At 41.3% G+C, this 11,925-nt stretch carries 11 protein-coding genes, 3 tRNA genes and 2 rRNA genes; 10 read left to right on the top strand and 6 right to left on the bottom strand.

The window, feature by feature from the left end; genetic code table 11:
* Positions 1-134 precede the first annotated feature (134 nt).
* Positions 135-249: ribosomal RNA gene (rrf, locus tag PAARA_RS06545) — 5S ribosomal RNA — on the top strand.
* A gap of 58 nt (positions 250-307) precedes the next feature.
* A 5S ribosomal RNA gene (gene rrf, locus PAARA_RS06540) occupies positions 308-422 on the top strand.
* 171 nt (positions 423-593) lie between these two features.
* On the opposite strand, the gene PAARA_RS06535 is transcribed toward rrf (PAARA_RS06540), so the two are convergent.
* From PAARA_RS06535 to uvrD, 4 genes are all read right to left on the bottom strand, one after another.
* The gene (locus tag PAARA_RS06535; protein ID WP_062568276.1) at positions 594-1,442 is read right to left on the bottom strand and encodes a CZB domain-containing protein; all 849 of its coding nucleotides are present in this window, start codon (positions 1,440-1,442) and stop codon (positions 594-596) included.
* 61 nt (positions 1,443-1,503) lie between these two features.
* Positions 1,504-2,589, bottom strand: coding sequence for an ABC transporter substrate-binding protein (locus PAARA_RS06530; RefSeq protein WP_237114686.1), 1,086 nt, complete (start codon positions 2,587-2,589; stop codon positions 1,504-1,506).
* A 7-nt stretch (positions 2,590-2,596) separates the two neighbouring features.
* The gene (locus tag PAARA_RS06525; RefSeq protein ID WP_062568274.1) at positions 2,597-4,666 is read right to left on the bottom strand and encodes a GNAT family N-acetyltransferase; all 2,070 of its coding nucleotides are present in this window, start codon (positions 4,664-4,666) and stop codon (positions 2,597-2,599) included.
* On the bottom strand, positions 4,644-6,809 hold the full coding sequence (gene uvrD, locus PAARA_RS06520) for a DNA helicase II (RefSeq protein WP_062568273.1): 2,166 nt from the start codon (positions 6,807-6,809) through the stop codon (positions 4,644-4,646). The genes PAARA_RS06525 and uvrD overlap by 23 nt, the downstream gene beginning before the upstream one ends.
* 259 nt (positions 6,810-7,068) lie before the next feature.
* Here uvrD and PAARA_RS06515 point away from each other — a divergent pair, with 259 nt between their 5' ends.
* Both PAARA_RS06515 and PAARA_RS06510 read left to right on the top strand, forming a co-directional pair.
* Positions 7,069-7,293 carry a hypothetical protein gene (locus PAARA_RS06515; protein ID WP_062568272.1) on the top strand — a complete coding sequence of 75 codons (225 nt, stop codon included), beginning with the start codon at positions 7,069-7,071 and terminating at the stop codon, positions 7,291-7,293.
* A gap of 123 nt (positions 7,294-7,416) precedes the next feature.
* Positions 7,417-7,785 carry a YacL family protein gene (locus tag PAARA_RS06510; RefSeq protein WP_062568271.1) on the top strand — a complete coding sequence of 123 codons (369 nt, stop codon included), beginning with the start codon at positions 7,417-7,419 and terminating at the stop codon, positions 7,783-7,785.
* A 35-nt stretch (positions 7,786-7,820) separates the two neighbouring features.
* Here the strand turns inward: PAARA_RS06510 and PAARA_RS06505 are convergent, their stop codons facing one another.
* Positions 7,821-8,447: a peroxiredoxin-like family protein gene (locus tag PAARA_RS06505; protein ID WP_062568270.1), complete on the bottom strand. Its 627-nt coding sequence runs from the start codon at positions 8,445-8,447 to the stop codon at positions 7,821-7,823.
* A 122-nt stretch (positions 8,448-8,569) separates the two neighbouring features.
* Here PAARA_RS06505 and PAARA_RS06500 point away from each other — a divergent pair, with 122 nt between their 5' ends.
* The gene (locus tag PAARA_RS06500) at positions 8,570-9,190 is read left to right on the top strand and encodes a dUTP diphosphatase (RefSeq protein WP_062568269.1); all 621 of its coding nucleotides are present in this window, start codon (positions 8,570-8,572) and stop codon (positions 9,188-9,190) included.
* Between the two features lie 12 nt (positions 9,191-9,202).
* Here the strand turns inward: PAARA_RS06500 and yrfG are convergent, their stop codons facing one another.
* Positions 9,203-9,862 (bottom strand): GMP/IMP nucleotidase, encoded by a 660-nt coding sequence (gene yrfG / locus PAARA_RS06495; RefSeq protein ID WP_062568268.1) that lies wholly within the window; start codon positions 9,860-9,862, stop codon positions 9,203-9,205.
* 61 nt (positions 9,863-9,923) lie between these two features.
* On the opposite strand from yrfG, the gene nudE reads away from it, so the two are divergent.
* From nudE to PAARA_RS06470, 5 genes are all read left to right on the top strand, one after another.
* Complete coding sequence (gene nudE, locus PAARA_RS06490) at positions 9,924-10,496, top strand: ADP compounds hydrolase NudE (protein WP_209438173.1); 573 nt, start codon at positions 9,924-9,926, stop codon at positions 10,494-10,496.
* A complete protein-coding gene (cysQ, locus tag PAARA_RS06485; RefSeq protein WP_062568266.1) occupies positions 10,489-11,286 on the top strand; it encodes a 3'(2'),5'-bisphosphate nucleotidase CysQ in 798 nt (265 codons plus the stop codon). Before nudE ends, cysQ begins: the two co-directional genes overlap by 8 nt.
* Positions 11,287-11,526: 240 nt before the next feature.
* Positions 11,527-11,603, top strand: a tRNA-Met gene (locus PAARA_RS06480).
* A gap of 61 nt (positions 11,604-11,664) precedes the next feature.
* A tRNA-Met gene (locus PAARA_RS06475) sits at positions 11,665-11,741 on the top strand.
* 63 nt (positions 11,742-11,804) lie between these two features.
* Positions 11,805-11,881 (top strand) — tRNA-Met (locus tag PAARA_RS06470).
* Positions 11,882-11,925: the final 44 nt, after the last annotated feature.

Here is an 11,925-nt window from a genome sequence, read left to right as displayed (position 1 = left end):
TTAAAATCTGTTCCAGACAGATTTTTGTGGCAGCGTAACAACGCAAAGCAGAAGTTAGTATACTAAAGTAGATTTACGATTATCAGATTTCCGAATTTTAGTTAATTGCTAAGGCGATTAACAAAAAGAATATGCTTGGTGACAATAGCGTTTTGGACCCACCTGACCCCATGCCGAACTCAGTAGTGAAACGAAACAGCGCCGATGATAGTGTGGCATTTGCCATGTGAAAGTAGGACATCGCCAGGCTCCTAATTCAGTCGCAAGACTTTAAATTAAAAATAATAAGAAAATTAAACAGAATTTTCTTGGTGACAATAGCGTTTTGGACCCACCTGACCCCATGCCGAACTCAGTAGTGAAACGAAACAGCGCCGATGATAGTGTGGCATTTGCCATGTGAAAGTAGGACATCGCCAGGATCCTAATTAGAGAAACCCGTTGCAGCAATGCAACGGGTTTTTTCGTATGTGGTGGCGATTTTACATCGCGCGCTATCTACGAATAGACACTCCATGACGCGGGATGAACCTGCTGCTACGCGCTAGTATTTTGATAGTGAAACGGCATGTACACCTATGCCATTATGGTCACTAAAACAACCCGTAGGCCTCGGTTTCTTCCTCTTCTTGGTTTGCAAGATGTTCTGGGCGGAATATAGCGCTTGGATCAATCAGTAACGTATGCTTATTTTTCATTTTGATTAAGCCGCGCATCATATTTTTTGTTTGTGGGTCTACATCAAAGCCGACGGAGGTTAACTTATCTAAGGGTTTAATATCTTCTTTTTTAACGTTGATGTTGTCTTCTACTTTATCAACCAGTAATCCTATGTGTGGTGTGATGCCATCTTTAGTGGTGAAGATAATAATAGGTTTGTAGTCGAGGATTATTTGCTCTCTAGCAGACTCAAATAAACGTATTAGTTGGTTAAAAATATGTCTCTTTTTCTCTTCAAATATATGGATTAACTTATCCTTAGATAGAGTTTTTTGTAGTTCGAGTAACTCTCCAGCCATGGCATGTAGTGCTCTGTGAGGCGTATCAAATTTGTTAAGAATGTTTTGCAAATCTTCATTGTCTGTTTTGAAGCTACTATACCAACGGCCAAAAGCACATTTTTCTGGATCAGTTGATTGTGTAAAAGCAACACCAGTTAGTAAGCTTTCTTCTAGGGCGTTTAACCAGAGTTGGTGCTCTTTTTCTTTCTCAGCTAATAAATCTGTTAACGCAGCATTTGTTTTATGGGTCGATTGGTTGTTAAGTACAATGCCTAAGTCAAATATAGGAGTGGGTGTATCCATGTAGTCTTTAACACCAATAAAGCTTTTATTTTCATTGGGTAGAGACGTTAGGTTATCTTCATAACGTTCTGTTAGAAGAATATCGAGTATTTTAAGTGAAATGGTCTTATGGCCAACACGAAAATTAATCAGATCCATATTTCCCTCAAAGCCTTATTAAGTCTTTAAAGCATAGAACATTATTCTGATTTAGCAGTAGTTAATCTTGATTACTTTTAAAATATGAGCGATAAATTTTTTTATCACTATTGCCAGTCTGTTCACTGAATAACCTTGCAAAGTCAGTATCTTCATCAAATAGTGCATTTAACTTGGAAAGTAAGCATTGGTTATTTAAAGGGGGAGAGCACTTTTGGGCAGCACTAACCAGTGCCACAGCATTCAAGTAACCTTCAAAAATTATGCGATTTGGCTTTCTTTGGTAGGGTTTAATATCTTCATTAAATTGCACGCACCAAGCGTTATCGCACAGATTAGGATCGGGGACGACTTCCGTGACCATAATATTGCTTGGATGGTTAATTCGCTTGTATAGTTCATGGCTTGATGCAAACGAAACGGCGGTGTAGTCGGGTGTGAAGCCTTGCTGGTAGCCTGTATTGATAAACTCAGCTAACGGTTTGTATGTGCCTACCATACAGATTGCAGTCGCTTTACTTTGTTTAAGTTGCGTAAGTGCCTTTGCAACATCTTCGCTATTGCGTTTAAAGCGGGCAACTTCAATAGGTTTTATTCCATATTTTTCTAAAGCTAAAATTAAATTACTTTCAACAACATAACCAAATTCATCAGCTTGAATCATTAATGCAATTTTTTCATGTTGGCGTTCTTTTACCAAGTAGTCGATTTGTTCAGACGCTTCATCTTGATAGCTGGCACGTAAGTTAAATACATTTGGCATTGAATTATTATGAAGAAAGTCAGCACCCGTGAAAGGCATCAAAAAGGGGACGCGATGCCTGTCGAGTAAAGGTTTAATTGCATGTGCAGTCGGTGTTCCCATCGAACCAAAAATAGCGTGGATGTTATCACTAAATAAAAATTGCCGTGTGTTTACAACCGTATTTTTGGGCTCGTACCCGTCGTCAGCAATGATGAGGTGGATATTTTGACCATCAATACCGCTATCAGCATTTATCTTATCGAAATAAATATTACTGCCGAAAGCTAATTGCTCGCCAATTTCTTTTGCAGGCCCTGATAGTGCTGTAGACATACCTAATTTAATAGGGGGAAGAGTGTCTTCGGCATGACCCAAAGTAGATAAAAGTGAAAGAGAAAACAATATGCTCTTAATTGTCGATATTATGGAGTAATTTAAAGTGAGCATACCAACCTTGCACTGCGGTTTTGAATTGTGTGTTTAATGCTTTTTTTCCTGACAAACTCGCTTCATTAATGAAGTGTTCGATACCAGTTTGCTGTAATATTAGCCGAATAAGTATGCGTTTTGTATCTTTATTAAGCAAGTGTAGACTAATTGGTGTATGCCAGAACAGTTGCCACAGTAGCGGTTGAGCAGAAAATAACGTGAATTCAGTGTTTAAAAGGCGCTCAGCTCTAGTTAGTAATGCAGCCGGGCATTCACTTTGTGAAAAATGAGGTAGTAACTCAGCAATCAGCTGCCACGGTAAGTGGCTAAAGTGGCCTAAAAGCTGTAAAGAAAAGTCGTGTTTAAACTCATTATTGAGTTGAGTTACTGAGTGCCTAGCTTGGCGGGTAAGTGGCTTTATTACTAAAGCCGAATGTTCCGCAGTTGCTTTATCGTGGCTAAACCCCAACTTAATGACCTTAAAACCATTACTTTGCCAAAACTTAACCAGAGATGCATTTGCGCCAAAGCTCGCACCGAAATAGTCGCAATTATCTAGCTGTTTTTCGCAGTAATTTAAGAGGCTTGAACCTACACCTTGCTGATGGCACTCTGGTGCGACAGCGATTCGCACAACTCTTGCAGAGCGTTTACATAAATCTTCTGTATTCTGGCTCAGTTGAGTAATGGTTTGTGCCATTAAATGGCCATGTGGTCTGCGCTTACCTGTTTTTACTTGCTCTGCGATTTCAGTCGTTAACCCTCCCTCAACAGCCACCAAACACACTGCTTTTAATGTATTTTCTTGCTTACAGATAGAGAGCTGTAACTCGGGTGCATCAAGCAGTTGACGCAAATCATTCACTGTGGTTTGGTAATGAGCCAGCGCGAGTAGTGCCATTATTTGGCTAAGTAGCTGCTCATCATCAACAAGTTGCTCTTTGCTGATGTTTTCAAATTGGTACTGCTTACTACTATGCGTGTCTAGGTACTTTGCATCGAGTAATAATAGTTCGCGTATACTATTTTCTAGCGGATCGCGCTTTGCAAAACGAATTGGTTCCTCAAGCGTAATTGTTTTTAGCGATTTAAATTGGCTACGTAAGTAATGTAAAAAGCGTAGCGTATAACCTCGCCCATTTCCCTCATAACCAACCATAGTGCTAGCAAACACAATTCGCGGATAACTTTTCAGAATTTGCAGTAGTATAGAAACCGGGATAGCCGCAGCTTCGTCGACAAATAACAGATCGCAGTCAGGCTTTTCATCTAACAGTGAATCTGGCGCAATATAGCTAAGGTTAGCCAGTTGCTTACAGTTTTGCTCTTTAGTTATACCAAGCTCAGATGCTAAATGTTTAAAGCTAGTTTGCACAGCTTTGGCTTGCGTTGTACAAATCAGGATTTTTTTATCTTGCAGATTAGCAGCTGCAAGTCCTAAAGCGGCTGACTTACCACGGCCCCGATCTGCACTGATAACTAAGGGCCTATTAGCGCGTCCTGTCGCAGTTTTAATTATTTGCTCAACACACGCCTGTTGTTGCTGATAATTTATCTCAGCGGTTGCTGGCGATACTGATTGGTAGACGGGGACTGAGTGCTCAGTAAAATAATGTCGCTGTAGCTTCAACTTTGTAAAAAAGCGTTGATTAAAAAAGCTATGCGTAATTTCTTCGCCATAAGAGGTAATACTTGTGAGTGCAGGGTCTTGCCAATGATTGTCCTCTGGTAGCAATAAGATCAGTACACCACCTGCTTTTACGGTACCTACAAGCGCGGCCAGTTTATCCACATATAAGCCGCTAAAACCATCGAAAATTGCGTGTTGAAACTCTTGGCCAAGAATTTGGTGAGCATGTTTTGGAAACTCACTATTTGCTAATTGTGAGCTAGCGCTTAAAACATAGGTATTGTTAAGCGCTAGTTGGCTTGCGAACTGGTAGCACCAAGTTTCGCTGCCTTGCACGATAACGAGCTGGCGATGCTTTGCAAGCGTCAGCTCGTTACACAGTGCTGCTATGTATTCATTATAAGGCTTGAAGTCTTGCATACTGTGTTACAAGCCATTTGCTGCCTAGGTCATCAAAGTTCACTTGAATACGTGATTGTGCGCCACTACCTTCGTAATTGAGTACGGTACCTGCGCCAAATTTGGCGTGTAATACGCGTTGACCTAAGTTAAAGCCGCTGTCTTCAAATGCCGCATGGGTTACTGATGGGCTAAAGCGACCTGCGGCAGGTGGTCTAGAAACCTGTGTTTTAATACGAATTTCTTCGATGCAATCTTCAGGCATTTCGCGTAAAAAGCGTGATGGGCTGTGGTATTTTTCTTGCCCATATAAACGACGGCTTTCTGCGTGACTAATGTATAATTTCTCCATCGCACGGGTCATGCCAACATAGCATAAACGACGCTCTTCTTCTAAACGGCCAGACTCTTCGTTACTTTGCTGTGATGGGAACATGCCCTCTTCAACACCAACCATAAATACCAGTGGGAATTCTAGGCCTTTTGCTGAGTGTAGTGTCATCATTTGCACAGCATCTTCGTGCTCATCGGCTTGACCTTCACCAGACTCTAGTGAGGTATAGGCCAAAAATCCCTGTAGTGGTGAGCTGAACTCTTCATCTTCAGGGAGCTCATATTGACCACATGCACTAATAAGCTCTTCTAAGTTTTCTACGCGAGCACGGCCTTTTTCGCCTTTTTCAGCTTGATACATAGCCATTAACCCCGAGGTTTGAATGGCGTATTTAGCTTGCTCCTCTAAGGTGAGGTCGCTGATCTTATCTTCGATATGTTCAACAAGCTCTAAGAATTTAGTCACTGCACTTGCTGCACGGCCAGATAAGTGTTGTTGCTCGATAATTGCTTTTGCAGCATACCAAAGTGGCAGAGACTCATTCCGTGCACAATCACGGATATGGCTTAGTGTTTTATCACCAATACCACGGGCAGGGGTATTAATAACGCGCTCGAAAGCGGCATCATCTTGGCGATTCCCCACCAAACGTAAGTACGAAAGAGCATCTTTGATCTCTTGGCGTTCGAAGAAGCGCATACCGCCATAAATACGGTATTTTAAACCTTCTTGCAGCATCGCTTCCTCAAGTACACGAGATTGCGCGTTATTACGGTATAAAATGGCGGCATCTTGTAATGCATTACCCGCATTGAGCCAGCTACGTAGTTTGCTGCTAACAAAGCGGGCTTCGTCTAATTCATTAAAAGCAGCGTAAACAGAAATAGGCTCACCGTCATTGCCGTCTGTCCAAAGGCTTTTACCCATGCGTTCAGCATTATTTTTGATCAGTGCATTTGATGCTTTCAAGATGGTTGCTGTTGAGCGGTAATTTTGTTCAAGGCGAATCGTTTCGGCTTCGAAGTCAGTTAAAAAGCGTTTGATATTCTCAATTTTTGCGCCACGCCAGCCATAGATACTTTGGTCATCATCACCTACGATCATAATACTATTCGTATTACCTGCGAGTAACTTTAACCAAGCGTACTGGATTGTATTAGTATCTTGGAACTCGTCTACCAACATGTGAGCAAAGCGTTGCTGATAATGACGTAAAAGTGTCGGGTGATTTTTAAGCACTTCGTAGCAGCGCAGTAGTATTTCAGCAAAGTCGATTAAACCAGCACGATCGCACGCTTCTTGATATGCAGCATAGACTTTTAGCATCATCTGCTCATTGATATCGTAAGCTTGAATGTCTTTCGGGCGTAGGCCTTCGTCTTTTTTCGCGCTGATATACCAACCAAACTGTTTTGCAGGCCACTTTTTGTCATCGATGTTCATCGCTTTAAGTAAGCGTTTGATCATACGTTGTTGATCGTCAGAATCTAAGATTTGAAAGCTTTCTGGTAAGTTCGCTTCACGGTGATGGGCGCGCAAAATACGGTGAGATAAACCATGGAAAGTACCAATCCACATACCACCAACTGGTGCTTTAAGCGTTTCTTCTACACGGGTACGCATTTCTTTGGCGGCTTTGTTGGTGAACGTGACCGCAAAAATGCTGTATGCAGAAGCTTGTTCAACTTGCATGAGCCATGCGATGCGATGAACGAGTACTCGAGTTTTGCCAGAACCTGCGCCTGCAAGCACTAGCATGTTTTGCAATGGGGCTGCGACTGCATCCCGTTGTTTATCATTTAAGCCATCGAGTAATTCAGAAACGTCCATCGTTACGCCTTTTCAATCTATAATGAAGGGAGTATAACAGGTGTTTATGCAAGGCTAAATAAAATACTGTTTTTATAAACAGCTATTTTGGCAAGTCATTAAAATTGGAGTATAAAAATTGTGAATTTGACTTATTTTTAGCAAAAAGAACTAAAACCAAAATAACGCTATTTTTTAACACTTTGATTTGTAAGCTATAATAAGTTGGCATAAAGTGTGTTTATTTAAAGTATAATCATTAAAAACTACAGAGGTTAGTATGGCAGAGCAAGGTTCTGGTGGTAATGTAATCGCAGCAATTTGTAATATCTTTTTCCCTGGCTTAGGGCAGTTGGTACAAGGTCGTTTAATGGCGGCGATTGCATTCTTTTTAGCTTGGGTTATCAGTGGCGCGCTAATTTATGTCGCGATCGGCTTTGTGTTACTGCCGATTGTTTATTTATGGGCAATCATTGATGCCGCACGCTTTAGATCACGACTCTAGCTGTTTGAATAGCTTAAATACGGGCGCCACATTGGCGCTCGTGTTGTTTTTAGGGCTGCAAAACTCGCCACGTATAGCTGCAAACGGTATAATCAGCGTATTAACGTATTACGAGTCCCCTTCATGGAATATCAATTTATCCGTGACCCAATTAGCGGTTTACGCATTAAAATCTCTTCTGAACACGGCGTTATTGGTCGTTGGCTGAATGAAGAAATCGGAAAAGAAAAAGTCGCAATGGTGCAAGCTTTAATTGCTGCAGTTAAGTGTAGCCATGAGCCTTTAACCTTACAAGGCCAAGAAATTGATTTGATTTTAAGTAAAGATGAAGCGTTATTTGAAGCCCATGCACTACATCAAGACAACGAAGACTTAGTCGCCTATCAAGATGATGATTTAATGCTCGAAGAAGAGGGCTTATGCAGTGGCTGTGGTTTTGAAGACTTTGTTGATTTAATTCAGTCTTGGCAAGAGTTTACCCAAGGGCGATAAGCAGAAACAGATTCTGCTTATCTGTGGCTAGTTTATTATTCATTGACTGATTTAACAGCCGCAAGCAATAAGTCTTCAGTTAAACGTACTTTATAATTTGGATTAGCATACTGAAAGTGAATTAATCCTTTTGTGTCAACCACAAAAACAGCCGGTACAGGTAAAGCCACCTTTGCTTCGCCATCTAGCGACACAAAGTTAACGCCAAGCTTATTGCGATAGATTTTAGCGGTTTTAGCGTCTAGATAAAATGCCAAGCCTAATTGCTGGCTCAATGCCAAGCTATCATCAGATAAAAGTTGATAATTTGGAGAGGATATTTTGCTTTCAGCTAGCTTCTCTGGGCTATCTGGCGATATCGCGATAATTTGTGCATTGAGGTCTGCTAACTGCTTTTCAATTTTTTGCACACTGGCTAATTGTCTTGAACAATATGGGCACCAACCGCCCCGATAGACAATCAATACCGTGGTTTTTTCTTTAAAACGTTCACCTAAAGAAACGCTTTTTCCAAACTGATCTTTTAAGTCAACATTTTGTATAGTCAAGCCTGGCAGTAATGGACTAACTTGTTCAGCTGAGTTTGCAATATTCGTTGCGGTAGCTGCAATTGCTTGGCTAGATAGTGCAAGCAATGCAGTAATAAGTAGTGATCTAAACATTAGGTTCCTTAATGATTCTTTCTCGATTTTACAAACGACCAGTTTATAGGTGTTTTTATTTCATCAATGCCAAATTTAACTGTAGTATATAGGCAAATAAAAAATGCAAGTTGGGATAAAGAATGTCTGCTAATTTACAAAAACTCGTTGTTATGCTCGAAATGCAAAATGCGATGAATACCAAAGTTCATGAGCAATGGTTTAGCCAAGGTTTTGAGTGGTATCGTGCAATTTGGGTTGAGTGTGCTGAAATGCTTGATCATTATGGTTGGAAGTGGTGGAAAAAACAAACTCCAGATACTGAACAAGTTATTTTAGAGTTAGTTGATATTTTCCATTTTGGTTTATCTTTGCGCATTGATGGTGAAACCAGCTATGAGCAATTAGCCGCGCAACTTGAAGCGGAATTAAGTGCGCCAGTGCAAGCGGATGACTTTAAACAAACACTAGAGCAATTAGCTGCGTCAGCAGTCGCTGAAAAGCGCTTTAATGCAGCTGCATTTGCAGGTTGTATGGCGCAAATCGGTATGGATATCGATGATTTATACCGCGGCTACGTTGGTAAAAACACCTTAAACTTCTTCCGCCAAGATCATGGCTACAAAGATGGTAGCTATATCAAAGTATGGAACGGCCAAGAAGACAATGAACACTTAGTGGAAGTTGTTAAAAGCCTAGATACAGAGCATGCAGATTTTGCAAAGCTTGTTTATCAAGGCTTAGAGCAGCGTTACCCTAAATAAACGTGTTTATGCTCATTTTATAACGGGCATAAACTCGCGAAAATCGATGGTCGATAAAAAGTCATCGAACTGCTTGTGCGGTTGTTGACTATCTGGGTTGGCAACCGCAAGAATATGGCCAATACCAAACTCTTTTGCTGCATCGAGCACGGCAGGGCTGTCATCGACAAATAAAGTCCGTTTCTTATCAAATTGCCATTCTTGGTGCACTTGTTGCCATAATGGTTGATGCTCTTTACTCACGCCATATTGGTGAGTTGAAATTACCCCATCTAAGTAATTATCAATAGCAGTGTGTTCAAACTTTAACATGGCACAATCTGGGTGCGCGTTAGTAAGCATGATCAATTGCTTGCCTGCTTTTCTAAGCTCCGTTAGAAACGGCGGTACGTCATCACGCACTTTTATTAAATGTTGAATGTCGCGTTTAAGCGCCATGATGGGTAAATCAAGTTGCTGTTGCCAATAATCTAAACAATACCAATTAATTTGCCCATGCACTTGTTGATAGCGGTGCAGAATGTCTGCTTTTGCTTCGTCTAAACTCATTTTATGCTTACGCGCATATTGCTCGGGAATAACAGTAAGCCAGAAATAATTATCAAAATGCAAATCGAGTAGGGTGCCATCCATATCTAACAACACAGTATCGATTTTTGACCAATTTAACATAGGCAATTCACTTTAAAAGATTTATGATGAGCATAACTGCCATGATAGCAAATTAATGCCAATGACACAGAAAAAGCATCCTACACCACCGCAAATTTTGTCTAATGAAGTTGTCGCTAAAAGTCGACTGTTTACTGTTGAATCTCTCGAATTGAAGTTCTCAAATGACGAGCAAAGGCAATACGAACGAATTCGTGGTGGCGGAAGAGGTGCCGTCATGATTGTGCCTGTAACGGCTGATAATGAGCTGTTATTGGTGCGAGAATATTGTGCCGGCACTAATGATTATCAACTGGGCTTTCCTAAAGGCTTAATTGATCCGGGTGAAACTCCTGAACAAGCTGCAAATCGTGAGCTTAAAGAAGAAGTCGGCTTTGGTGCTAACCATTTTGCCGCCCTTAAAAAAGTCAGCATGGCACCTAGTTACTTTAATGCCACTATGCATATTTTGTATGCCGAAGATCTCTACTCTGAAACCTTATCAGGGGATGAACCAGAGCCACTTGTTGTTGTGAAGTGGCCGATGAATGATTGGCCGTCTTTATTACAACAAGAGGACTTTACAGAAGCACGAAGTGTTGCAGCTTTGCTATTATTAACAAAGTACTTAGAGTCGGGAGCTACCAATGAGTGATTTTTTAGAGCCTTGCATTCGTCTAGCTGAACAAGCAGGTGATGCCATTATGGCTATTTATCAGCAAGATGATATTGGTGCCGAGCAAAAGTCCGATCATACGCCCGTAACTAAAGCTGATTTAGCGTCAAATGAAGTATTGATGGCAGGATTAAAAGCGTTGGCACCAGATATTCCTATTATGTCAGAGGAAACGCCAATCCCTGCACTTGCTGACAGAAAGCATTGGCAGCAATACTGGTTGCTAGATCCCATGGATGGGACTGGGGAGTTTATTTTAGAAAGTGGTGATTTTGCAGTTAATATCGCACTGATTGAAAATAATCGTCCAGTATTAGGTGTTATCCATTGGCCAGCGAGGCACGTTACTTATTTTGCAACTTATCAGCAAGGCGCGTTTAAGCGTGAAAATGGCCAAGATCAGAAAATTTCGGTTGCAACACCTGATAATTTAACTTTAGCTGTAAGTCGTCGACAAAAAATTGAAGCGGTAAGTCAGTATTTAAATACCCAGTTTGCAACGGTCGCATTAGGCTCATGCTCATTAAAAGCCTGTATTATTGCAGAAGGTAAAGCGGATTGTTTTTTACGCATAGGGCCAACAGGAGAGTGGGATACAGGCGCATCTCAAGTGATTGTTGAAGAAGCGGGTGGCTGCATTACAGATGCTGAATTTAATCCTTTAACTTACAATCAACGAGAAAGCACAGAAAACCCAGATTTTATCGTTATGGGCCACCCTGATTGGGAGTGGCAAAAAATGATAAGTCCTCACCAACGAGCTTTTTAACGGCACTTTGTGTGCTTTTTGTTCGTTTGGTGGTGTTTTATTACTATAACTCTTGATTTCTAATCTTATTGCTATATGATAGCGCTCTCTTCGAAACAAGGCATCAATAACATGCTGTTGTTACTTAGAGATTACAGGTGCGGGATAGAGCAGAATGATAAATCATTCGTCGGACTCGCAAATACCTGAAGTCGAAGGTCGTCGGTTCAAATCCGGCTTCTGGGACTCTAAACATACAGGCGCGGGATGGAGCAGCCTGGTAGCTCGTCGGGCTCATAACCCGAAGGTCGTCGGTTCAAATCCGGCTCCCGCAACCAATTCTTTGAATTGGCTGACTTCTTAAATTAAGTGAGAAGTAAAATAAACTTAATATTCAGGCGCGGGATGGAGCAGCCTGGTAGCTCGTCGGGCTCATAACCCGAAGGTCGTCGGTTCAAATCCGGCTCCCGCAACCAATTCTTTGAATTGGCTGACTTCTTAAATTAAGTGAGAAGTAAAATAAACTTAATAATTTCAGGCGCGGGATGGAGCAGCCTGGTAGCTCGTCGGGCTCATAACCCGAAGGTCGTCGGTTCAAATCCGGCTCCCGCAACCAACTGAAATTAATACGTAACATTAGGCACGCGAAAGCGTGTTTTT

The sequence above is a fragment of the Pseudoalteromonas arabiensis genome, assembly GCF_001550155.1.
Taxonomy (GTDB): domain Bacteria; phylum Pseudomonadota; class Gammaproteobacteria; order Enterobacterales; family Alteromonadaceae; genus Pseudoalteromonas; species Pseudoalteromonas arabiensis.
The sequence above is the reverse complement of the archived record's forward strand: the minus strand, read 5'-3'. Positions and strand labels throughout refer to the sequence as shown.